At 67.1% G+C, this 20,431-nt stretch carries 23 protein-coding genes and 2 tRNA genes; 9 read left to right on the top strand and 16 right to left on the bottom strand.

Annotation, left to right across the window (positions count from 1 at the left end):
• Nucleotides 1-170: 170 nt before the first annotated feature.
• Nucleotides 171-521 carry a metallopeptidase family protein gene (locus JIAGA_RS0102675; RefSeq protein ID WP_026874475.1) on the bottom strand — a complete coding sequence of 117 codons (351 nt, stop codon included), beginning with the start codon at nucleotides 519-521 and terminating at the stop codon, nucleotides 171-173.
• A gap of 73 nt (nucleotides 522-594) precedes the next feature.
• Between JIAGA_RS0102675 and JIAGA_RS27125 the strand changes: the two genes are divergently transcribed.
• The 3 genes from JIAGA_RS27125 to JIAGA_RS0102690 all read left to right on the top strand — a co-directional run bounded on the left by JIAGA_RS27125 (nucleotide 595) and on the right by JIAGA_RS0102690 (nucleotide 2,383).
• Nucleotides 595-2,118, top strand: a complete 1,524-nt coding sequence (locus JIAGA_RS27125) for a metallophosphoesterase family protein (protein ID WP_157552614.1) — start codon at nucleotides 595-597, stop codon at nucleotides 2,116-2,118.
• Nucleotides 2,119-2,188: 70 nt separating this feature from the next.
• A tRNA-Glu gene (locus JIAGA_RS0102685) sits at nucleotides 2,189-2,261 on the top strand.
• Between the two features lie 47 nt (nucleotides 2,262-2,308).
• Nucleotides 2,309-2,383: transfer RNA gene (locus tag JIAGA_RS0102690), tRNA-Asp, on the top strand.
• A gap of 17 nt (nucleotides 2,384-2,400) precedes the next feature.
• On the opposite strand, the gene JIAGA_RS0102695 is transcribed toward JIAGA_RS0102690, so the two are convergent.
• From JIAGA_RS0102695 to JIAGA_RS0102710, 4 genes are read right to left on the bottom strand one after another with little or no spacing between them, the layout of a single operon-like run.
• Nucleotides 2,401-3,660 carry a tyrosine-type recombinase/integrase gene (locus JIAGA_RS0102695; protein ID WP_026874476.1) on the bottom strand — a complete coding sequence of 420 codons (1,260 nt, stop codon included), beginning with the start codon at nucleotides 3,658-3,660 and terminating at the stop codon, nucleotides 2,401-2,403.
• Entirely contained in the window at nucleotides 3,660-3,938 is a 279-nt protein-coding gene (locus tag JIAGA_RS27130) for a helix-turn-helix domain-containing protein (protein ID WP_035811997.1), read from the bottom strand. The genes JIAGA_RS0102695 and JIAGA_RS27130 overlap by 1 nt, the downstream gene beginning before the upstream one ends.
• Complete coding sequence (locus JIAGA_RS0102705; RefSeq protein WP_035811999.1) at nucleotides 3,923-5,497, bottom strand: replication initiator; 1,575 nt, start codon at nucleotides 5,495-5,497, stop codon at nucleotides 3,923-3,925. The genes JIAGA_RS27130 and JIAGA_RS0102705 overlap by 16 nt, the downstream gene beginning before the upstream one ends.
• Nucleotides 5,497-5,826 (bottom strand): hypothetical protein, encoded by a 330-nt coding sequence (locus JIAGA_RS0102710; protein ID WP_026874478.1) that lies wholly within the window; start codon nucleotides 5,824-5,826, stop codon nucleotides 5,497-5,499. Before JIAGA_RS0102710 ends, JIAGA_RS0102705 begins: the two co-directional genes overlap by 1 nt.
• A 163-nt stretch (nucleotides 5,827-5,989) precedes the next feature.
• Here JIAGA_RS0102710 and JIAGA_RS0102715 point away from each other — a divergent pair, with 163 nt between their 5' ends.
• On the top strand, nucleotides 5,990-6,754 hold the full coding sequence (locus JIAGA_RS0102715) for a GntR family transcriptional regulator (RefSeq protein ID WP_026874479.1): 765 nt from the start codon (nucleotides 5,990-5,992) through the stop codon (nucleotides 6,752-6,754).
• A 24-nt stretch (nucleotides 6,755-6,778) separates the two neighbouring features.
• On the opposite strand, the gene JIAGA_RS0102720 is transcribed toward JIAGA_RS0102715, so the two are convergent.
• A complete protein-coding gene (locus JIAGA_RS0102720) occupies nucleotides 6,779-7,063 on the bottom strand; it encodes a DUF7660 family protein (RefSeq protein ID WP_026874480.1) in 285 nt (94 codons plus the stop codon).
• Nucleotides 7,064-7,261: 198 nt separating this feature from the next.
• On the opposite strand from JIAGA_RS0102720, the gene JIAGA_RS0102725 reads away from it, so the two are divergent.
• Nucleotides 7,262-8,125 carry a hypothetical protein gene (locus tag JIAGA_RS0102725; protein ID WP_026874481.1) on the top strand — a complete coding sequence of 288 codons (864 nt, stop codon included), beginning with the start codon at nucleotides 7,262-7,264 and terminating at the stop codon, nucleotides 8,123-8,125.
• Nucleotides 8,126-8,566: 441 nt separating this feature from the next.
• Here the strand turns inward: JIAGA_RS0102725 and JIAGA_RS0102730 are convergent, their stop codons facing one another.
• The 5 genes from JIAGA_RS0102730 to JIAGA_RS0102755 form a co-directional block, all read right to left on the bottom strand.
• Entirely contained in the window at nucleotides 8,567-9,646 is a 1,080-nt protein-coding gene (locus tag JIAGA_RS0102730; protein WP_026874482.1) for an ImmA/IrrE family metallo-endopeptidase, read from the bottom strand.
• 780 nt (nucleotides 9,647-10,426) lie between these two features.
• Nucleotides 10,427-10,804 (bottom strand): hypothetical protein, encoded by a 378-nt coding sequence (locus tag JIAGA_RS0102740; RefSeq protein ID WP_035812003.1) that lies wholly within the window; start codon nucleotides 10,802-10,804, stop codon nucleotides 10,427-10,429.
• Nucleotides 10,804-11,058 (bottom strand): type II toxin-antitoxin system Phd/YefM family antitoxin, encoded by a 255-nt coding sequence (locus JIAGA_RS27135; protein WP_051425603.1) that lies wholly within the window; start codon nucleotides 11,056-11,058, stop codon nucleotides 10,804-10,806. Before JIAGA_RS27135 ends, JIAGA_RS0102740 begins: the two co-directional genes overlap by 1 nt.
• A gap of 160 nt (nucleotides 11,059-11,218) precedes the next feature.
• Nucleotides 11,219-11,515 carry a hypothetical protein gene (locus JIAGA_RS0102750; protein ID WP_026874485.1) on the bottom strand — a complete coding sequence of 99 codons (297 nt, stop codon included), beginning with the start codon at nucleotides 11,513-11,515 and terminating at the stop codon, nucleotides 11,219-11,221.
• Nucleotides 11,512-12,036: a hypothetical protein gene (locus JIAGA_RS0102755; protein ID WP_026874486.1), complete on the bottom strand. Its 525-nt coding sequence runs from the start codon at nucleotides 12,034-12,036 to the stop codon at nucleotides 11,512-11,514. Before JIAGA_RS0102755 ends, JIAGA_RS0102750 begins: the two co-directional genes overlap by 4 nt.
• 542 nt (nucleotides 12,037-12,578) lie before the next feature.
• Between JIAGA_RS0102755 and JIAGA_RS0102760 the strand changes: the two genes are divergently transcribed.
• From JIAGA_RS0102760 to JIAGA_RS0102770, 3 genes are read left to right on the top strand one after another with little or no spacing between them, the layout of a single operon-like run.
• Nucleotides 12,579-12,923, top strand: a complete 345-nt coding sequence (locus JIAGA_RS0102760) for an ArsR/SmtB family transcription factor (RefSeq protein ID WP_026874487.1) — start codon at nucleotides 12,579-12,581, stop codon at nucleotides 12,921-12,923.
• A 49-nt stretch (nucleotides 12,924-12,972) separates the two neighbouring features.
• Nucleotides 12,973-13,422, top strand: a complete 450-nt coding sequence (locus JIAGA_RS0102765; RefSeq protein WP_035812008.1) for an SRPBCC family protein — start codon at nucleotides 12,973-12,975, stop codon at nucleotides 13,420-13,422.
• Nucleotides 13,422-14,042, top strand: coding sequence for a dihydrofolate reductase family protein (locus tag JIAGA_RS0102770; protein WP_026874489.1), 621 nt, complete (start codon nucleotides 13,422-13,424; stop codon nucleotides 14,040-14,042). The genes JIAGA_RS0102765 and JIAGA_RS0102770 overlap by 1 nt, the downstream gene beginning before the upstream one ends.
• Nucleotides 14,043-14,203: 161 nt before the next feature.
• Here JIAGA_RS0102770 and JIAGA_RS0102775 read toward each other — a convergent pair whose 3' ends face one another.
• Both JIAGA_RS0102775 and JIAGA_RS27140 read right to left on the bottom strand, forming a co-directional pair.
• Nucleotides 14,204-15,493 carry an Nramp family divalent metal transporter gene (locus JIAGA_RS0102775; protein ID WP_169738803.1) on the bottom strand — a complete coding sequence of 430 codons (1,290 nt, stop codon included), beginning with the start codon at nucleotides 15,491-15,493 and terminating at the stop codon, nucleotides 14,204-14,206.
• Nucleotides 15,494-15,612: 119 nt separating this feature from the next.
• Nucleotides 15,613-16,302, bottom strand: a complete 690-nt coding sequence (locus JIAGA_RS27140) for a GntR family transcriptional regulator (protein WP_051425604.1) — start codon at nucleotides 16,300-16,302, stop codon at nucleotides 15,613-15,615.
• 158 nt (nucleotides 16,303-16,460) lie between these two features.
• Here JIAGA_RS27140 and JIAGA_RS27145 point away from each other — a divergent pair, with 158 nt between their 5' ends.
• Nucleotides 16,461-17,840: an FAD-dependent oxidoreductase gene (locus JIAGA_RS27145; RefSeq protein ID WP_051425606.1), complete on the top strand. Its 1,380-nt coding sequence runs from the start codon at nucleotides 16,461-16,463 to the stop codon at nucleotides 17,838-17,840.
• A gap of 76 nt (nucleotides 17,841-17,916) precedes the next feature.
• Here JIAGA_RS27145 and JIAGA_RS0102790 read toward each other — a convergent pair whose 3' ends face one another.
• The 3 genes from JIAGA_RS0102790 to JIAGA_RS0102800 form a co-directional block, all read right to left on the bottom strand.
• Nucleotides 17,917-18,300: a type II toxin-antitoxin system VapC family toxin gene (locus JIAGA_RS0102790; RefSeq protein ID WP_026874491.1), complete on the bottom strand. Its 384-nt coding sequence runs from the start codon at nucleotides 18,298-18,300 to the stop codon at nucleotides 17,917-17,919.
• Entirely contained in the window at nucleotides 18,287-18,532 is a 246-nt protein-coding gene (locus JIAGA_RS0102795; RefSeq protein ID WP_026874492.1) for a type II toxin-antitoxin system Phd/YefM family antitoxin, read from the bottom strand. Before JIAGA_RS0102795 ends, JIAGA_RS0102790 begins: the two co-directional genes overlap by 14 nt.
• 118 nt (nucleotides 18,533-18,650) lie before the next feature.
• Nucleotides 18,651-20,423 (bottom strand): IucA/IucC family protein, encoded by a 1,773-nt coding sequence (locus JIAGA_RS0102800; protein WP_051425608.1) that lies wholly within the window; start codon nucleotides 20,421-20,423, stop codon nucleotides 18,651-18,653.
• Nucleotides 20,424-20,431: the final 8 nt, after the last annotated feature.

Here is a 20,431-nt window from a genome sequence, read left to right on the forward strand (position 1 = left end):
AGGTAGTTTCAGGTACTGGCGACAGCCTTTCGGGGCTCTCGCTGGGCGGCGGGCCGCGGTAACCCCGGGTCCCACTTATAGCCGCTACGAGCGGCCGTTGCGCCGAGAGGCGTTCCCGGCCCGGCGCCCGCACTTCTCTTTCGTCGTGCTCCGTGTGCTCCCGCGCGGCGTCACGCCCACCCGAGTTCGTGTAGCCGGTCGTCGTCGATGCCGAAGTGGTGAGCCACCTCGTGCACCACCGTCACCAGAACTTCCTCGACCGCGTCTTCCGGCGTGTCACAGATCCGCAGGATCGGCAGCCGGAACAGCCGGATGGTGTCCGGCAGCACGCCGGTGTACCACTCGCCGCGCTCCGTCAGCGGTGTTCCCTCGTACAGGCCGAGCAGCTCTGGGCTGTCGTCGGGGGCCTCGTCCTCGACCAGGATGACGACGTTGTTCATCATCGCCCCCAGCTCCGGCGGGATCTCGTCGATCGCCTCGGACACCAGCTCTTCGAACTCCGCCTCTGTCAGCTCCAGCACGCCACCAGTGTCACGTGCCGGAGCCCGTCCGCGGGTATGCGGGGGCCAGATGTGTTACCAACGGGGTGTGCAGGTGACGACGCAGACCGGCCAACCCGGCGACACGGCGTGGCGATCCAGGTGGCGGCAGCGGATGCGTCCCACCGCCTGGCCGTCGTGGTTGCGGCGTACGGTCTCCGTCCTGTCCCCGGTGGTGCTGGCCCTCGCCGGCGCGTGGGTGGCGCTCGCCGTCGCCGGTACGACGCAGGCCTACGCCGGGCCGTTGGCCATCGACGTCGCCTTCAAGCCGACACTCTCCGGTGAGTCGATCATTCACCTCGACCCGGTGGGCGCCGTCGTCCTCGACACTCACCACGCGCCGGTGACGCTCGACATCTCCGTCCGGCAGGTCGACATCGAGGGCCTGAACGGGATCGTGCAGGACCCGTACTCGCTGAGCACCCTGGACGAGCAGATCACCAGCGGCATCCAGGACGTCCTGGTCGATGCCGCGGTGCGGGCCGCGCTGGCCGCCGTCATCGGCGCCGCGCTGGCCGCCGGGCTGGTGCTGCGGTCGGTTCGCCGGGCGCTCCTGGGCGCCGCGGTGGCCGCCGTCGCCGTCGTCGGCACGTACGGGCTCGCGGCGCTGAGCTACGATCCCGAATCCGTCGGCGAGCCGGCCTACACCGGGCCGCTGGCCGCGGCGCCGCAGCTCATCGGCAACGCCGAGGACATCGCCACCAACTTCGACGCCTACGCCGACCAGCTGGCGGGGTTCGTCTCCAACGTGGCCGCGGTCTACGACACCACGCTCTCCCTCGACACCTTCCAGCCCAACGACGACACCATCCGGGTGCTGCACGTCTCCGACCTGCACCTCAACCCGGCCGCATGGGAGGTCATCGGCGCCGTCGCCGAGCAGTACGACGTCGACGTCATCGTCGACACCGGCGACATCGTCGACCAGGGCACCCCCGTGGAGAGCGCGTACGTGCGCCCGATCGGCGAGCTCGGCCGGCCGTACGTGTTCGTCAAGGGCAACCACGACTCGGTCGCCACCGCGGCCGCGGTGGCCGCCCAGCCGGGCGCCATCGTCCTGAACGGCGACGAGGTCGAGGTGGCCGGGCTGCGGATCGCCGGGGCGCCGGACCCGCGTTTCACCGCGGACAAGTCCACGCGGGGCGTGCCCGGCGACGCCATCCGCATCGGGACCGAGGAGTTCGCCGAGGAGGTGGCCGAGTTCGACCCGCCGCCGGACGTCATCGCCTTCCACGACCCCAGCCATGCCGAGCTGTTCGACGGCATCGCCCCGCTCGTGCTCTCCGGGCACGCCCACAAGCGCGACACCTACACGCTCGACGAAGGCACCCGAGTGATGGTCCAGGGCTCCACCGGCGGCGCCGGGCTGCGCGGGCTCCGCGACGAAGAGCCCACCGCGGTGAACCTGTCCGTGCTCTACTTCGACCCCGAATCGCGGCGTCTGGTGGCCTGGGACGACCTCACCCTCGGAGGCCTCGGACGCACCAGCGCGGAGATCGACCGGCACCGCGCCGACGAGGACGAAGGGTCGGCCCAAGGGGACGAAGACCCCTCCCCAGCTCCCGATTTGGAGAACTGAACCGCGTCACCCTATGCTTTCACTCGTCCCCGACGGCGACGAGCCATGGGCCATGTCGTCCAGTGGTCTGGTCCCCATCGTCTAGCGGCCTAGGACTCCGCCCTTTCAAGGCGGCAACGCGGGTTCGAATCCCGTTGGGGATGCGGTACCCCTGCTCCGGCAGGGTGCTAGAAGCGCAACACCAATGCAAGGTCCTGTGGAGCAGCTAGGAGTGCTCGCCGCCCTGTCAAGGCGGAGGTCGCGGGTTCAAGTCCCGTCAGGACCGCCCAGCAACACCGCAGCTCAGAGGTCATCCTCTGAGCTGTTTTCATGTCCGGGGCCGGTCTCGTCAGCGGGCCGAGGCAGCGAAAAGGCATCGAACAGTCCCCTCACTCTGGTGCGAGCGCTTCCCGAGTCGTGCGTGTAGAGGTTGAGCGTCGTCGTCGCCTGCTCGTGTCCCATGACGCGCTGGACGTCGTTGACGGGCACGCCGTCGGAGACCAGCCAGGTCGCGTAAGAGTGGCGCAGGTCGTGGAACCGCAGCCCACCGGAGGCTCGGCGGGAGACCTCCTTGACGGCGGCGGCCTCGGTCTCGAAGGTTTCCGTCACCTCGCGGCCGGCGTCGTCCTGCCAGACGCCCCGGTAGACGCTCTCGGCCTCCTGGACCACCTTGCCCAGCAGTCCGGCCCGGACGAGCGCTGGACGCCACACCCGGACCCGGAACAGCGTGCGGCGGACCGGTCCCCCGACCTGGTTCGTGAACACCTCGCCCGCGTCGCCCTGTCCGTAAGTGCGACGGTGCTCGCGCAGAGCGGTCGCGACGAACGGCGGCAGCGGTACGACGCGGCGACCGGCACGCGACTTCGGGAACGGCTTCGTCGTGACGGCCCCGGCGACCTCGACCGCGACTCGCACGACGTGGACCTCCTCGGCGTCCAGGTCGACGGCATCCCAGCGGAGGCCGGCGCACTCGCCCCACCGCAGCCCGGTTCCGCCGGCCAGTGCCACCAGGGCGCGGTGACGCTCGGAGATGGCGGGCAGGAGTTGGCTCAGGAACACCTCGCGGCTGATCGTGCGCTCGTCGGTGTCCGAACGACGGATCGCCGGGAGCTGGACGCCCTCGCACGGGTTGAAGGCCAGCAGCCGGTCGCGGACGGCAAGGCGCATGATGCCCGCCAGGACGTGGAAGCACTTCCGCACGGTGGCCGGTGAGCGGGTGGCGTTCAGCTCTGACACCCAGCGCTGGACCGACGAGTGGTCGATCTTGTCCAGCGGCACCGACCCCCAGCGGGGCAACACGTGGGTCCGGAGCACCGAGTCGGTCCGCACGGTGGTCGTCGTCGCACTCGCCCGCCCAGCGACCCACGTCGCCGCATAGTCGCTCAGACGGACGCGCCCGGCACGAGGATCCACGTAGAGCCCGTGGTTCTTGGCCGACTCGACCTCGGCGAGAAATCGGGACGCCTCACGCTTGGTCGGGAACGACTTCGACCGCTGCGCTCCGGACGGATCACGCCATGAGGCGCGGTAGGTCCCGGCCGTCGTCTTGCGCACGAAGCCCATCAGAACAGCCCGTCCTGGCCGGGGAGCAGCGGTCCGGGCTCCGGGTCGGGCTCGATGGTGACGTTCTCGAGCCAGTCGTGGAACGCCTGTTTGGGGATGACCCAGCGGCCGCCGAGCTTGCGTGCGGGGATGTCGCCTGATCGTACGAGGGCGTAGGTGCCGCCGAGGGCGAGGTTGAGCAGCTCGGCGACCTCGGCGACGGAGTAGACCAGAGCGTCGACGCGGGGCCGTTGTCCTGGCGGCCGATGGGCGTCGAGACGGATCACGTTGTCGGGCATGGCGGGGTTCCTTCCGGGGAGGACGGGTCGGTTGCCGAAACATCACCGGACGGCGGTCCGGTGGCCTGTTTGGCGGCGTCGTACTGCTCGCGCCAGCGGCGGCGTTGTTCGATCGACTTCGCGACCGCCCACACGTACGAGGGCGCGTCGGGGTCGCCGGGACGGACCGGCGTCCAGACGTAGCGGGGTTTGCCGTCCGGTGCGGTGGCGGTGGCCGAGAGCTGGTCGTGGTCGTCCATCTCGATCCCGGCTTCGGCGAGGACGGCCCGGACGACGGCGGCCCGGTCGGCGCGGTGCTCGGTCAGCGTCTTGCCGGTCCACTTGCGGGAGACGAGGACGCGGCGGCCGCCGAGCCCGAGGTGGTCGCGGTCGTGGGCCTTGGACGGGCAGCGGCCGGGTTCCATGCCCGGTCTGGCGTTCTTCGGCTGGGTGCCGTAGCGCAGCCAGTTCGCGCATGTGGGCGAGCACGGGAGCCAGCGGACTTCCTCGGCGAGCCGGTCGATGTGGGCGCGGCGAGCGGCCGAGATGCGGTTCGGATCGTCGATGTCGAGCGGTTCGGAGATGGACTTGGTCAGGTACTTCGTCAGGTAGCCGACGCGGCGGTCAGCGGCCGGCGTCCCGGCGAGAATGCCTTGCAGGTCGACCTGGACGCCGAAGCGCAGCACGTGCACCGGCTGCGGTTCCTCGCCGAAGTCGAGACCGTCGCCGTTGTCGACGTAGTCCATCGCCTCGTCCCAGGTCGGCAGCATCCAGCCGCCGTCGTCGACGTAGCCGCCCTGTTCGTCGTCCCACGCCGGCCGGCCGTCGCGGTAGTGGTGGACGTGGTCGATGCCGGGCCACCAGACCTGGTGGTACGTGGCCGCCGTGACCTGCTTGATGAGCTTGCGCGGAACCGCACCACGAATGGCGGCGTGCAGGTGCGGTGCGAGACGCCGTTGCGGTTCGACGGCGGCGAAGTACTGCACGTTGTAGCCGGTGGCGCGGCGAAGGTTCTGCCAGAACCGGTCAACGAGCTTCGGGAAGTGCATCGCGTCCAGGGCGGCACGCCGGTAGTCGTACCGGTCCGGGTCGACCGGGACGCCCTCGTCGGTCACGCGCCCGTAGGACGGCATCGTCAGCGTGAGGAACATCGACGGCCGGTAGGTCTTGCCGTCCGGGGCCTCGAAGGTCCGTCCGACGGTGTGATCCGAGACCGGCAGCCGAGGCAAGTCAGGCACGTCCTCACGTCGCCGGGTGGACCGCACGCGCCGTTCGGTCGCGTCGTCCTCGTCGTCGGCCGTGGGAGTCTCGTCGTCGCCCTCTGTGGCGTCGGGGTCGGCGAGCTCGGGTTCGGTGTCGAGGTGCCAGCCCTCGCGGCACTGCTGCATCCTCAGACGGCGAGCCCGTTCCGCGCACGAGGGGCAGACCGCCTCGCGGGTCGCGCCGCACGCGATCGTCACGGTCCGCACCTCACCGGTCGTCGTGTCGGTCACCCGCGACAGGATCGGTCGCACGCAGGCGCCGACGAGTACGGCGGCACCGCGGACCAGCTCGTCGGACAGGGCCGGGCCGAGCACCATCACGGCCGCCCTGCCGGTCGCGGCGTGACCATGAACTCGGGCTCGTCGTCCTCCGGCCGGTACACGGGCAGGGGGCGGCGCAGCTCGGCGGGATCGACGGCGGGCGTGGCCTCCATCAGGCCGTGCACGCAGTGGCACGCGTCCAGCGGACCGAGCACGCCGAAGCCGTCGCAGTCGACGCATACGATCCACACCGACCTCTCGTGCAGGCCGACGCAGCGCGGCGACGCGCACCACCGGTAGCCGCACCAGATGCAGACCTGGGCGAAGTTCAGCCGCAGCGGGCGGAGCGTCGCCGCCGTGGCTGAGGCGAGTGTCTGGGTCGTCATCGTGACCTCCGGGGATAGGGGATGACTCCATCCGGCACTCAGCACGTTCTAACAAGTAGCACGACTGGACAACGTGGAATCCGACACGCCAGGCTGACCGCCTCAGTTACGCGGGTGACCGCCCAGGTGGAAGACTTGTTCTGTCGAGTAGAGGGGAGGGCCTGTGGCGGACTTCAGGGGTCGCCCTGCCTACCTGCAGATCGCTGACGACATCCGCAGCCAGATCCTCGACGGCACGTTGCAGGCCGAGGACCGGTTGCCCAGCGAGACCGACCTCATGGCCGACTACGGCGTCTCACGCATCGTCGTGCGCAACGCTGTCGAAGTCCTCCGGTCCGAAGGACTCGTGGTCAAGCAGCAGGGGCGCGGCAGCTTCGTCCGCGCGCAGCGCCCCCAGCGCACCCGCGTCGTCGGCGACCTCTACAGCGAGCGTCCCGAAGGATCGCCGTTCGCGGCGTCAGCCCGAGCGTCCGGCCAGGTGCCGGAGTGGGAGTACCAGACGCGCCGCACAACCGCCTCGAAGACCATCGCTGACCGGCTCGGCATCGCGGCCGGCGACCCAGTGATGCGCACCAGCTACCGGTTCTTCGCTGACGGCGAGCCCGCGATGCTCTCCACCTCGTTCGAGCCGCTCGCCATCACCGAGGGCACACCTGTTGAGCAGCCCGAAGGCGGCCCCGTCACCGGCGTCGTGCCTCGTATGGACGCCATCGGCATCCACATCACCCACGTCGTCGAAGACGTCACCGGCCGATCAGCACGCCCCTACGAGGCCGAGACCCTCAAGGTCCCGGTCGGCGTGCCCATCCTCGCGATCGAACGCACCTACTACGCCAAGAGCCGGCCCATCGAGACCGCCGACATCGTCGTCTCCTCCGACCGCTATGTTCTGTCGTACCGGCTCCCCGTGCCACCCCGGCAGGAATGACCTCAGCTACCCGCCGAGGTACGTTCACTCGTAGCCAGTCGCCCCGACAAGCAAGCGCGCCAGGAGCGCCCAATCGAGCTGCGGCGGCTGATCTTCGCCGCGGTTGCGTAGCTGGTTGTCGACGCTGTCGATGATGGCCGCGAGTGCGTCGAGATAGCGCTCAAGTGTGTGGTTCTCCCACTCCGCGGGATGGGCGTGAAGATCCGCCCGCATGGCCTGCACAACCTGCGCCACGTCTCGATGATCACGTACCTCGTCGAGGAGTGCGCCGACCTCTGCGGAGCGACCGGTGTCCCACTGATGCGTCACAACGCCAGCATGCCCTACATACGTCGTTGCGACTCAACTCAATGAAGGCCGCTCATCCGCTGACGTCGCCATTCTTGGCGTCGGGCCTAGTCGTTGAGATGCCCCTTCCGCCGCTAAGCCCAACTGTGTCCGGGCGAACGGGTACGGTACGCGGCGGGATCTGATGGTCCCGCAGGCACCACGAGAGGGCGCTTCTCGATGCTGAACAACCGCGAATGGGCTCTGGTGATCTGGGGCGCTGTCGCCCTGGGTTTCGTGTTGCTCAAGCCCAAACCCCGGGAGAGCTTGGCAAAAGTCCTGCGCGCCATGCTTGCGCGACGGCTCGTCATTACCGCGATGCTCTACTTCGGATACCTGGCAACTGTGGTCAGCCTAGCTGCGTGGGCAAACGTCTGGGAACCGGCACTTATCAAAGACACGGTCATTTGGGCAATCGGGCCAGGCATGGTTCTGACATTCGGCATCATTAGCTCCAGCAAGAAGCACTATCTGCGGAATGCGCTCCTGGCCAGTTTCGAGCTGGCGGTGCTCATTCAGTTCATCACCAACCTATTTGTGTTGCCATTGCCGGCCGAACTCGCACTAACTCCCTTCCTCGTTCTCCTTGGTGTCATAGGCGCCTACGCAGCCCAGCATCCCGAGCATAATCCGGTGGCTCGACTCGTAAACGTCCTGCTTGGCGCTATCGGTATCAGCCTGTTTATCTATGCCACATGGAATCTCATAAATGGATGGCGCGAGCTTGACGCGACCGCACTTGCTGAAGCATTCGTACTGCCCATGTGGCTCACCGTCGTCGCATTGCCATTGGCCTACTCGATGGCCCTCTGGGCAGGTTACGAAGCAGCGTTTCACATGATTGACTTCTTCGCCATGAAGGCTGGCACTCCCACGGCGGCGCGGCGAGCAAAGCGGGTACTGGCCTTGCGACTACACCTACGACGGACGGCTATAGCGACCTTTAAAGCCTCATGGACGCGGCAGATGGCACAAGCCGAGTCAACGGAGGACGCCAATGCCGTCGTGAGCGACTTCCTGAAGGCACAACGTCCGGCATCGTGACGCGGGTGGCACCCGGCCTTGGAGCAGCAAGCTAGTCGGCATACGGTTCCTGTTCGAGCGTCATCCCCGCGCCAAGCACTGAGTGCGCTGCTGGATTGAGCTATTGAGTGTCAAGCGGCGCGCTGCGCGCGCCGTGCCCGCCCGGCCTCCGGGCCGGGCGTGCGGCCTGGCGGCCGTTCCGGGCCCTGTCGGCCGGCGGGCACATCCGCCGACGCTCGACTCGTCCAAGCCTGCAAAGGTCACCCGGGCTGGCGTCCCCCTCATAGCGGCCATCCTTTGGCCTCCGCTCCACGCGTCAAGGGCGCCTCCGGCGTCACTACGTGATCGGCTACGCCGACCCTTGACCCGCTCCGCTCCAGCCAACAACCGGCAGCTACGAGGACGACGCCTCAGAATGAGGCGCACAGTAGGACCAGAACAAGTCCCCAACGCGGCACCCGGCTAGTCGACGAAATTCAACCGGACGAACAAAGATTGCCCATGCGTCGGTGGCCATAGTTCGCGGCGATGAAGGCGGCCTACGACGATGCCAGGAGAGACGCCGATCTGCTCGGCAAAGGTGATCACATCATCTTTGGACGTTAGCAAGGAAAGATCAGGATCAAAGATGCTTGGTATCAAGGTTTCCTGAGCAAAATCGTTCGCCTGACGCTCAAACTCGCTATCCTTCCCGTCGATCCCTTCGACGAAAAGCTGATCGCGCGGATGCAGCAGAACATGGCCGAGTTCGTGAAACAGTGTGAACCAGAACTGGCCATCGTTCTTTCCACGCAAAGAAAGCTGAATTATCGGATGCTTGCGAAGCCATCTCGTCGCACCGTATGCACGACACCCCTCGACCTCAGGCACAGCAACCAGGATTACCCCGAGTTCCGCAAGCCTCGCGGAAAGAATCTCCGGGTAGTTCGTGGACCGAGATAGGGAGCGAATATCCTCCAGCGATTCTCTGAGCCTTGATTCGCTGTACTCTTTTGCATTAGGAAACTCGTCCATAGCTTCAAGCTCACCCATACGGAGCCATGTAGCCACAGATGCGACGTCAATCCGGTGCGCTTCAGATTGCCTGAAGGCGGCGACAGGCTTCTGCAGCTGTAGACTCAGTTGGTCCGCATCCCCGACACCAAAAAAGGCCATGATCTCCCGGAGAAGGATGCCCGGCTTACGGCGAGTTGCGGTGACTATTTGGTGCTTCCGCAGGTATGCGGAACTCTTGGCTAGCTGGTCCAATAGGTCGGTACGAGAAGCTAACTCTTCCTCTTGACCGAGACGCTCGATGTCGGCACGGTACGTCCCCTCAAGAGCGAGCCACCGCGCCGCAGGAACACCCGTCACCAGTTGGAGTCGGTTGGCGAAGTCGGGCGTAAGTGGCGCTCCAGCGATCACCCGGTTGACGTGCTTCCTGGACATACCCATCTGCTGCGCCAACTCGCCTTGGCTCACCTCGTGGTCGTCTAGCCACTCAGTGATGAACTCGCCCGTGGGCACCGCGTAGTCCGTAGGTCCTTCGTAGTACGTCGTCATGAACCTGCCTCCTCCCTGGCGCTCAGTGGTAGTCCTCGATGCTGATGACTAGTGCTAGGGCTTCCTCTAGAAAGGACACGACCAGTCGAAGGGCCCCGGTCACCTCCGCGGCAACGGTCCCAGCACGGTCACCGTGCAGCGGATGCCAGCGTCCTGGTCCCTCGAACAGGTCCCGGTAGGTCGTCGCCGACTCTAGTTCCTTGATCCGCCGCTTGAGGCGCCTTACGCCTTCTTCACCCAACTCGCGTCGGGCCTCACGTTCGTTCGTGCAGAGGGTCAGGACATCCTTGTCCGCATACACGATCTTCAACGGGTGCTACCCACTAGGTAACAGTAGCCGAGCTTGCCGTGTTCCGGCCATAGGTGGCTGATGCGCGCGTCTGCCCCCATGTCAGCCCCTTCACCCCCCATGTCACGTATGGCGATGCCTGTCCGTTCGGATCACTGATCATGTTGCCTAGGTCCGGGTTCCGCAACTAGCCGGCGCACCGCAGCTCTAGCCCGGCCTTAGGCTCAAACCGCAGCGCGGACGACCGGGGGACTGTACCGACAGGCTGGGACTCTTGCTTCCGCTCAAGTAGGGCTGCTAGCCCGGACAGACGCCGTTGATCCGCCACTAACGCCTGTGCCAACACGAACCCCTGGACGACGGTAGATTGAGACGATGCCACCGGGTCCCCGATGGAGATGAGCGCAGCTCAGAGGATGTCTGTGGACGCTAACGGAGCACCGTTGGCCGCCTACGGATCAGATGCGGATCGCCCCAGCATTCGGCTGTTGCTACACAGCGTGCAAGCGGATGGGCTTGTTCAAGGCGTCGGCCAAGTGGGCGAGGTCGCCTGGGTCACTGCTGACGACGAGGTCGCCGCGCGAGAGCGCGGAGATGACGACCGTGGCGTCAACAACATCGCTTGTTCTCGCGGCTGCGCATGCGGCGCCGGCATCGCGGGCCAGTTGTTCGGTCATCGGCTCGATCTTGCAGCCACGTAGCAGGCGCGAGAGCTGGTGCTGTGGGCCGCCGCGCCATGCTTGCGCCAGGACGGCGGCGGGGACGACAGGGCGGATTTCGTGGCGTAGCGCGTCACGATGGAGCGCCCAGATGTCGACGCGGTTGGCTTCCGCCGCGACCAGGGCGCCGGTGTCGTAAGTGATGCCCATCAGTCAGTGATGACGCCCTCGCGGACCAGCACGTCGTGCGCCTTGCGTGCCTCGTCGGCGGGGATCGGTCCGTGCTCGGCCTCGAACTCCTCGACGGCGAGCAGGCCATCGAGGACGGCGGCGCGTTCGGCCGGCATGATGGCGGCCAGGCGCTCGCCGTGGTCGGTCAGGTAGATGACCTCCCCGGTGGACGTGGCTCGGCTGATCACCTCGCTGAGGTGATCCTTCGCGTCCTGCACCGGCATCTCGGACATAGTCCCAGCGTACGGCAGAAGCTCAGCAGACACAGCAGTCTCACTTTCGATCGAGACGACGCAGGCTCGGGAATGGTCGTGCGTCGTCGCAGCTCGTATGGGGATACGGCTGGTCCCGTCGCACCATCAGCGGACGCGACGAGACCAGCCGGCACAACTGTCAGAGGTCGTCGCGGCCGGCTCGTCGCCGGATGCGGTCGACGGCCTCGCGGATCGCCTCGTGCAGTAGCTCGGCCTCATGCCTCCCGAGGCGGACCACGGTGCTACGGCCATGACGCGGCACGGTCGTCAGCTCGACGCCGATGATCGAGCTGTGCGGGCGGACGACGTTGACGCCGAGCACCCAGCGTCCCGAGTCGGCCGGGATCGACTCCAGGTAATCCCGGTGGATGGTGTGCACGCCGGCCTCGTCGCACCACTTCACGCCGCAGCTCTCGCGATCAGCGGCGGCGGTCATGATGCGTTCTCCACGTCGGCGCGGTGGACCTTGCGCAGATCACCCACGACGGTCTCCAGCTCGCCCAGCGTTACACCGGCCGCCGACAACGCAGCCGCGATGCGGTCGACCAGCTCGCGATGGGCATCGGCGGTGAGGGCGTAGCCGTCCTGGGGGAACAGCAGACCGGATTCGAGCAGTTCCAGACCGTCGTCTCGCTCGGCCAGCCGCCGCAACTGCTCGATGATCTGCGCATCCGTCGCGCCGGGCAGGTAGCGCTCACGGACATTGGCCAGCAGCCTCGGTGTCCACGTCGCCTGCTGCGCGACCTCGGCCATCCGCAGCAGCTCCAGTGCCGTCCGGCGGACCTCTTTCAGGTTCAGGCCGACCTTGGCGTACATGTCGGTCTCGATCGGCTTGATCTCCAGGTCAATGTGCGCGTTCCCGTGCAGCAGGTGCGCCACCATCTCACCGACCATCTCGTCGACGAACGGCGCGCGGGCGATGATCTCTCTCTTGTCACGTTCAGGTACGTTGACCACGGGTCTCTCCCTGGCTAGCTCAGGTTGGGATCAAGTCCCCGGCCCGGTGTTCCAGCACCGGCCGGGGGCGACTAACTGATGAGGACGCGCAGGCACCAGGCGGGCCACGTGGCCGCGCAGCTAAGAGGCAGCGAAGAGGCATCAGAACCCGCACCGCCCACGAACAAGGGCCAGTATCAGCCGCCATCCTGACCTGCGCAGATGGACCGCCAACGGCAACGGACGACAGCGGACGACGAGCCCGATCCGCACTGTCAAGGCGGAGGTCGCGGGTTCAAGTCCCGTCAGGACCGCCAGCAAAACCCCGAGGCCAGGCGCTTGCCGCCTGGCCTTGATCTGTTTTGGTGGTCGGTTCGGTCCGCAGATCGTTCGCAGTTCGGGCGATCTCGTCGAGTCGGTCCGCCACAGGGTGGAGTCGTCCTCGAACAGATCGGCGTCATGGACGCCTTCGCACGCCCCAGCATCCGCTGCACGGCGTTCACGTTCGCCCCTACGAACACGGCTCGTCCTACGCATACCCATATGGGTATATGATTGCGGTCATGGCACGAGCAGCGACGACGTCGGACGTCTTCAACGCGATCGCCGAGCCGCAGCGCCGGGAGCTCCTGGTGCTGCTGCGGGCGGGTGAGCAGCCGGTGACCGAACTGGCCCAGGAACTAGGGATGACTCAGCCAGGGGCATCCAAACACCTGCGGGTCCTCCGGGAGGTCGGGCTGGTCCGGGACCGCAAGGCCGGCAAGCGGCGCCTCTACTGCCTGGACGCCCGCGGGCTTCGCACGATCCACGAATGGACCGGCGGGTTCGAGCAGTTCTGGAACGAGAGCCTCGACCGGCTGGACGCGTACGCGCAGGAACTCAAGCAGGAAAGCAAGAGGAGTGGCTGATGAGCGAGACAGACAAGGAGCACCGGCGCCGTCCGCGGACCGGGAGATCATGATCTCTCGGGTCATCGACGCCCCACGGGAGCTGGTGTTCGAGGCGTTCACCCAGGTGCGGCACCTGTCGCGGTGGTGGGGACCGGAGGGATTCACGACCACGACACTGGGGTTCGAGTTCCGAGTCGGCGGGGAGTGGGACTTCGTGATGCACGGACCGGACGGGACCGACTATCCCGAGTGGATCACCTGGACCGAACTCATCCCGCCGGAGCGGATCAAGTTCCTCCATGGCGAGTACCGCGACGACCCCGACGCCTTCGAGTCGGTCCTGACGTTCGAGTCCGTTGGGGCGGCGACCCGGATCGAGATGCGCACGGTGTTCGCCACCAAGGAGCTGCGCGACGAGGCGGTCGAGAAGTACCACGCGGTCGAGGGCGGGCAGCAGACCCTGAGCAACCTGGCGGTCTACGTCACAGCGCTTGTTCGTAACGGAGCGGAGGGCTGATGGCGGGGAAGGTGTTCTTCAGCGTGTCGATGTCGCTGGACGGGTTCATAGCGCCCGAATCCCTCTCGGAGTTGATGGGGCAGCAGTGGATGGAGCTGCAGGCGTGGATGTTCCCGCTGCGGTTCATCCGCGAGAACTTGAGTCTCGGCGAGGGCGGTGAAGAGGGGCGCGACAACGACATCGCGCGGGAGGCGTTCGACCGCACCAGCGTGAACATCATGGGCAAGCGCATGTTCGACGCCGGCGAGCAGATGTGGCCGGAGAACGCCCCGTTCCATACACCGGTGTTCGTCGTGACGCACGAGAAGCGTGACCCCTGGGAGCGGCCCGGCGGCACAACCTTCCACTTCGTGAACGACGGCATCGAGTCCGCGCTCGAGCAGGCCCGCGAGGCTGCCGGCGACCGCGACGTGCGTATCGCGGGTGGCGGCGCAACGATCCTGGAGTACCTGAACGCCGGCCTGGTCGACGAGTTCACGATCGCGCTCTCACCCGTGCTGTTCGGCTCCGGAATCCGCCTGTTCGAGGGCGTCGACGCCGCCCGCGTGGCCCTCGAGCCGCTACGTGCTGAGCCAACCGATCGGGTCACCCACCTGAGCTACGCAGTTCGAAAGCGGTGACGCACTCTTCATGTGCCGGCACCGGCCAGCGTTGATCATCGACGATCCGGCACGCCACCAGGCGTTCTCCCGCTCCACCATGCCTACATACCTGGTGGAGCGGGAAGAAGCCTCGTGAGGTCCGCAACCAGCAGGCCGTGCACGAGCGGCTGAGCGGGGAACTAGAAGAAGATCCCCATGATCGCCTGGTAGGACGCCCAGAAGCCGATGCCGCCGACGACGACCAGGGCGGCGGTCACCCACCACCGGTTGACGTACTGCGGCAGGACGAACCTGCTGCTGGAGGTCAGCACGATCACCGCGATGATGATGACCGGGGCGGCCACCGCGGCCAGGGCGTTGACGAGGATCGTGAGTTCCACGAACGACGGCATGGCCGGGATGGAGAACATCAGCGGCAGCACCAGGAGGAACCCTCCCTGCAGCCACCGGAACGACGCCCTCTTCTCGAAGTCCGCGGCGGCGAGCTGCGTGGCCTCGTCGGCACTCGACTGGACGGTGTGGGTGACTCCGTCCATCAGGAGCTTCGTCTGCCCGTATGAGTACGCCGGGAACGTCGTGAACGTGATGAAGAACAGGCCCAGCCAGAACAGGACCTCGCCGAGCTGCCCGATCGTGTTGCCCAGCAGCATCGCGAGCGTGTTCACGTCGTCGATCGCGCTGCCGGAAACGTCCGCCTCCGCCGCGGTGACCCAGATCGCGAGGTTGATCACGAGGATCACCATGATCCCGACGAACAGGTCGATGAGCTGGATCTTGCGATGCCCAGGTGTGAGCCAGCCTTTGTCCTGCAGGAAGTAGTTGTACATCAGGTTCGTGGTCGACCCGCCGACGCCGCCGATGAGGGCGGCGACGATGACGAGGCTCTCGACGCCGCCCGTGCTCTCGGGAACCTGGAAGGCAAGGCCCTCCACGAACGCCACCGGGTCGAAGCCCTGGATGACGGCGACGGTGCCGAAGCTGACGAGCAGGATGATGGCCGCGGCGCGGGCGGTGAACTCCAAGGTCGCATACTGACGACGGGTGAACAGCAGAACCAGCGTGATCGCCACGAGGCCCGCCGCTGAGTAGAAGACTCCCCATTCGGAGTCGCCCGGACGCCCGATGAGGTTGTAGAACGCGGTGCCGGCGCCTTTGATGATGTACGTCGCGTAGCCGAAGCCGAGAATGAACGCACACAGCCCCACGAGCAGCGGCAGAGGGCGCCAGAGCCGGCGGAACCCTTCCATGATCGAGTTGCTCGAGACGTTGTTGCACAGGACGTACTTCGCGATCGCGGAGACGAACACGTAGCGCGCGAGCAGCGACAGCACCAATGCCCAGATCAGGACGTAGCCGTAGTCGGCACCGGAGACCGACGAGGCGACGAGGTCGCCGGCGCTCATCCACGCCAGGGCCATGACGACGCCAGGCCCCAAGGAGCGCAGGTAGCCCCCAAATCCTTCCGGCACTGCGGCCACGGTGAGTCTGGATTCGGTGGCTACCATGCGAGATCACTACTCCTCGTTGAGTACTGCTCCGGGTGCGGTCACTGCGGATTTCGGGTTCCTGGCGAGTCGGTCGGTGCTCATCAAGGGAGGGGGCTGTCGCCGGCCAGGTGCGTTCGAAGGAAGCCGGCCCAGGTCGCCACGTGTGTGCGCATGGCGTGTTCGGCGCCGTCGGCGTCGCCGCGGCTGATGGCTTGCGCGATGGTGAGATGCTCTTCCGCGGCCCGCCGTGCCCACGATGGGGATGCGTGGCCGTAGGTCAGCCGTCGGCACAGCCGCACACGATCGTGGATGGTCGCGAGCAGTTCGATGACCGTGGCGTTCCGGCTGCCCTGGGCGATGGCGTCGTGGAAGTCGTTGCCGAGTGCGGACTCCTCGGCCGGGTCCATCGTGATCGACCTGTCGATCAGGCCTTTGAACTGCGCCATGAAGGGTTCGAGATAGTTCTCGTCGACACGTTCGGCGGCGAGCCGCGCGGCCATCCCCTCCAGGGCTTCGCGCGCCTGGTAGAGGCTCTGCATGTTCTCCGCGCTGAACTGACGGACCTGCGCGCCTCGCTGCGCGACGATGGAGACGAGCCCGTCCCGTTCCAGTTGCCGAAGCGCCTCACGTACCGGTACCCGGCTCACGGCCAGCTCGTCGGCGATCACCCGCTCCGGAATGGGATGCCCGGGTTCGTAATGACCGCTGAGGATCCGAGCGCGCAGCTCCTGACGGATGGCCTCGTACTTGCGCGTGCCGCCTTCGCCACGGCTGTGCTTCGTCGCGGTCATCGGAACTCCGAGTGGTATACCAACATCGCGCTATGGTATACCGGACCCAGGTCGAGTCAAGGTCTTGGCGGCTGACGATTCCGGCGAGTGAGTTGGCGCTGCTCACCACGTCCGTGGCCCATCTGGCAACGCGTACGACGGCTACCGAAAGAGGAACCATGGAGCATCTCGGCACGTACGACACCATCGTGGTCGGAGCCGGAGTCACCGGCATCGTCGCGTCCGTCGCCGCAGCCCGGGCCGGCGCCCGCGTGCTGCTGGTGGAGAGCAGTGGGATCCTCGGCGGCCTCATCACCGGTGGGCGCCTCACCAAGCCGACCGGCATCGTCCAACCCGGCGTGTACCTGGACCTGATCGAGCGGGCGGCTTCCTACGGAGGGGCCGACCCGAATGTCCAGGCCTCCCACTGGGGCACCTACAGCGGGGTGTTCGACACCGAGGTGATGCAGCGCGTCATCATCGAGACGCTGGAGGAGGCCGGGGTCGAGGTGATGCTGTTCGCTCATGTCACCGGCGCGCTACAAGAGGGCCACGTGATCCGCGGGGTCGAGCTGCACACCAAGGCGGGGCCGTACCTGGCCACCGCCCCGACCGTGATCGACGCCAGCGGTGACGGCGACGTCGCGGCCCTGGCCGGCGTCAACTTCATGTACGGGCGTCCAGGCGACGGGCACGTCCAGCCCATGACCAGCTACTTCCGCATCTTGAACGTCCAGTTCTCGGAACTGGCTCAAGACTGCCTGGGCCACCCCGACGACATCCGTGAGCTGGTGATCCCCGACGGCGCCGGCCGGGACAACGGCGACTACGTGCTGAAGTTCTACATGGCCGGATTCGAGCAGCGCATCGCGGACGCTCGTCGTGACGGCTTCGAGTGGATCATCCCCAAGTCACACCTGCACATGAAGGCGGGGCTCCTGCCCGGCGAGCTCAACGTGAACGCCACCCGCGTACAGGGCAATGCCCTCGAGCCCCGGACTCGTACCCGGGCGGCGATCGAGGTGCGGAAGCAGGCGTACTGCGCGTTCGACTTCCTGAAGCGTTACGTCCGCGGCATGGAGTCGGCCATCTTCCTCGACGTCGCGCCGGTTCTCGGAGTTCGCGAGACCCGCCGTATCGAGGGCGACTACGTGCTCACCGAGGACGACGTCCGTAAGCAGGCGCGGTTCCCCGACGCCATCGGACTGTCGAACGCGCCGCTGGACATCCACGAGCCCGGCGGCGAAGGAGGCGCGATGATCGGCGTCGGCAGTGGCTACGGGATTCCCTACCGTTGCCTGCTGCCGCGCGGTGTCGAAGGCCTGCTGATCGCCGGCCGGTGCCTGTCGGTCGACGCGGGCGCGTTCGCTTCGACGCGCAACACGCCGGCCTGCGCGATCACCGCCCAGGCGGCCGGGGTTGCCGCTGCCGAATGCGCGCGCCGGAACGTCACACCGCGGGAGCTGCCGGCGCAGGTCGTCCAGGAGGCACTGACCGCGATCGGTGTCTCGCTGGGGAATCATGCATCCGATCGTGCCGTCGCCACCGTGACGTCGTGAGCGCCCGCTGCATCTCGTGGTGACGTCGCCGACGCTCGTCGCGGTCCGTCGCGGCACAAGCCCGCGGCCACGCCTGCTACGACGTGGCGTCGATGATGAAGTCCTGGCCGAGCGCCAGCAGCACCCGATCCGCGGTCAGCAGGCGGAGGTTCGCTCTCGCCGCCTGGGCGACGAGGAGCCGGTCGAACGGATCGTGGCGAGCGATCGCCGGGAAGTCGCGGATCGCTTCGGCGTGCTCGGCTGTGACGTCCAACATGACGAGACCTTGATCGGCCAACAGCTCAGCGAAGCCGTCCGGTAGCCGCAGCTTGCCGAGCATCGACTTGATGGTCAGCTCCCACACCGTAGCAGCGGAAACGTGGACCAAGGTAGCCGTGCTGATCTGCTTTCGGGCTGATCCGCCGAGGCGGGGACTGTCGTCGAGGACCCACAACACGACCTGGCTGTCAAGAAGCAGCATCGTCGCCGTAGAAGAGGTGTTGGATGTCCGGGTCCGGCGCCGCTAACGAGTCGTCGTCGTAGCCGAGTTGTCCCTTCAAGCCGCCGAACTGGACGGGCCGATGCTGATGGGGGATCAGGTCGGCGACCGGCTTGCCTGCCTTCGAGATCACGACGCGCTCGCCGGCCGCGACCTGCTCGAGCAGCCGAGACAGATGCGTCTTCGCCTCGTGGATGTTGACTGTGACGCCCATGCGTCGAGTGTACTTAGTCCGACTTAGTCGAACAAGGTTCGGAGTGCGATCACAGGCTTACCCCCACTGCACCGGGTAAACATCCCTGGTGCAGCGGGAGTACCCCAACGCCACGTGATCATTTTTGGAAGGTCGGGGCAAGCGGGTTCGCGACGGTGCCGACGGCGGAGATCACCGGGCGCTCGGCGTCGTCGACGTAGCCGCGCTCGAACAGCCGCAGCCGGTTGAGGCACAGCTTGGGGAACGTGGGCGACTCGAGGTCGAAGAGCGCGAACCGGTCGCCCAGTTCACCGCGGAACCGCTGCTGATACGACGACAACACATCGCGCGCCGAACTCCAGAACGCCGTCTCCGGCACGCCCAGCCGGTCAGCCGCGATCTCCGCAAGGTAGCGGTACACGCAGATCAGCAGCCCGTTCTGCAGGTACTTGCGCAGCGTCTTCGCCTCCAGCGTGACGTCCGCCAGCGCCTCCCGGACGGACGACGGCAGCTCGGCGTGCTCGGGGATCCGCTCCGAGCAGATCGCCAGGTCGTCGACGAAGTCCTTGACGACCAGGCGCGTGGGTACGCCGGAGCGATGCACGATCATGCAGTTCTGCCCGTGCGGGGAGAACATCGCGCCGTACTGGTACAGCACGTGCAGCAGCGGCGGCAGGATCGCGGCGTGCAGCCGATCGACCCACTCCGCGGCGGACAGCCCGCTGCGGGCCACGAGTTCCGCCGCGAACGACCCGCCCTGCGGGTCCACGTGCAGCAGCGCCGCCAGCGACACCGCCTGTTCGCCGGGCTCCAGGTACGGCTGGACCGGCTCTCGCCAGATGGCGCCCAGCAGCTCTGTGTACTGGTACGGGACGCCGGGCAGCGCCTCGTACGCCGGGTGGGCGACACTGACGCCGGCCACCTCGCCGAGCAGGATCACCCCGGTCTCGCGCAGGAAAGCGTCGCCGTCGACCACCGACGCCAGCCACGAGGTCAGGGCCGGCGCCGCGAGCGTTCGCTCCCGTGGCAGCCCGCGATAGACCGACGTGTTGAGGATCGAGACCGGCAGCTTGAGGTACCTCCGCGATGGGTGATCGAGGTCGGTCATGGTGCGGATGGCCAGCTGCGGGCGGTACCGAGCGGGGCCCTCACCAAGGAACACCAGCGACCCGCGGGCCAGGTCCGCGGCGTGCAGCGGCACGATCCGGTGCGTCCACTGCCACGGGTGAACCGGCAGGTAGACGCAGGTGCCCGGGTCGAGGCCGCCGAGGTGGGCCCGGGCGCGCAGCCGATCCCAACCCGCCGGACCCACCTGCTCGCGCACGACGGTGTGGTGGTCCAGCCCGGGCACGGTCGCCACCTGCGCCACGGACGGATCGGCGGCCAACCAGAGCAGCCGCACGTCCTGGCCGGCTTCCGGCGGGTACGCCTCCAGGTCGCCGACGTCGAAGCCGACCCGCCCCTTGCTGGCGACGATCCACGGGTGACCGGTCAGCTGGCTCTCCACCAGCACCGGCTCCTGGTCGACGAACTCGGCGGTGGGACGCGCGGTGGCCAGGTGCAGCGCGTCGGAGAGCAACGTCGAGGACAGCTCCGCGATCGCGCCGGCGACGGTGGCCGCGTCGGCGTCGCGCAGCAGGTGCCGGAAGACGTCGACGGCGTCCGGCAGCGCCGCGTCACCGGATACGGCCAGCGACGACGGATCGACCCGCCACCAGCCCAGCTCTCTGCGGACCGCTCGTCCGGTCAGGAACCCCGGCGGCAGCTCGAGCCGCAGACTGCCGCCGTCGTCGACCGCCGGCGCGATGATCTCCTCGTACCAGAACTCGGTGAGCATCTTCGCGATCAGCTCGCGATTGGCCCGCTCCCAGTGGGAGGGCGTGAGGGCGGCCAGGATGGGACTGTCGTTCATGCGGCTTC

This window comes from Jiangella gansuensis DSM 44835 (genome assembly GCF_000515395.1).
Classification (GTDB): Bacteria; Actinomycetota; Actinomycetes; order Jiangellales; family Jiangellaceae; genus Jiangella; species Jiangella gansuensis.

Coding starts and splice junctions, on each gene's coding strand:
- JIAGA_RS0102695 (WP_026874476.1), bottom strand. CDS start 3,660: ATGGGCTTCGTGCGCAAGACGACGGCCGGGACCTACCGCGCCTCATGG.
- JIAGA_RS27130 (WP_035811997.1), bottom strand. CDS start 3,938: ATGCCCGACAACGTGATCCGTCTCGACGCCCATCGGCCGCCAGGACAA.
- JIAGA_RS0102705 (WP_035811999.1), bottom strand. CDS start 5,497: ATGGTGCTCGGCCCGGCCCTGTCCGACGAGCTGGTCCGCGGTGCCGCC.
- JIAGA_RS0102710 (WP_026874478.1), bottom strand. CDS start 5,826: ATGACGACCCAGACACTCGCCTCAGCCACGGCGGCGACGCTCCGCCCG.
- JIAGA_RS0102725 (WP_026874481.1), top strand. CDS start 7,262: ATGCTGAACAACCGCGAATGGGCTCTGGTGATCTGGGGCGCTGTCGCC.
- JIAGA_RS0102730 (WP_026874482.1), bottom strand. CDS start 9,646: ATGACGACGTACTACGAAGGACCTACGGACTACGCGGTGCCCACGGGC.
- JIAGA_RS0102740 (WP_035812003.1), bottom strand. CDS start 10,804: ATGGGCATCACTTACGACACCGGCGCCCTGGTCGCGGCGGAAGCCAAC.
- JIAGA_RS27135 (WP_051425603.1), bottom strand. CDS start 11,058: ATGTCCGAGATGCCGGTGCAGGACGCGAAGGATCACCTCAGCGAGGTG.
- JIAGA_RS0102750 (WP_026874485.1), bottom strand. CDS start 11,515: ATGACCGCCGCCGCTGATCGCGAGAGCTGCGGCGTGAAGTGGTGCGAC.
- JIAGA_RS0102760 (WP_026874487.1), top strand. CDS start 12,579: ATGGCACGAGCAGCGACGACGTCGGACGTCTTCAACGCGATCGCCGAG.
- JIAGA_RS0102765 (WP_035812008.1), top strand. CDS start 12,973: ATGATCTCTCGGGTCATCGACGCCCCACGGGAGCTGGTGTTCGAGGCG.
- JIAGA_RS0102770 (WP_026874489.1), top strand. CDS start 13,422: ATGGCGGGGAAGGTGTTCTTCAGCGTGTCGATGTCGCTGGACGGGTTC.
- JIAGA_RS27140 (WP_051425604.1), bottom strand. CDS start 16,302: ATGACCGCGACGAAGCACAGCCGTGGCGAAGGCGGCACGCGCAAGTAC.
- JIAGA_RS27145 (WP_051425606.1), top strand. CDS start 16,461: ATGGAGCATCTCGGCACGTACGACACCATCGTGGTCGGAGCCGGAGTC.
- JIAGA_RS0102790 (WP_026874491.1), bottom strand. CDS start 18,300: ATGCTGCTTCTTGACAGCCAGGTCGTGTTGTGGGTCCTCGACGACAGT.
- JIAGA_RS0102795 (WP_026874492.1), bottom strand. CDS start 18,532: ATGGGCGTCACAGTCAACATCCACGAGGCGAAGACGCATCTGTCTCGG.
- JIAGA_RS0102800 (WP_051425608.1), bottom strand. CDS start 20,423: ATGAACGACAGTCCCATCCTGGCCGCCCTCACGCCCTCCCACTGGGAG.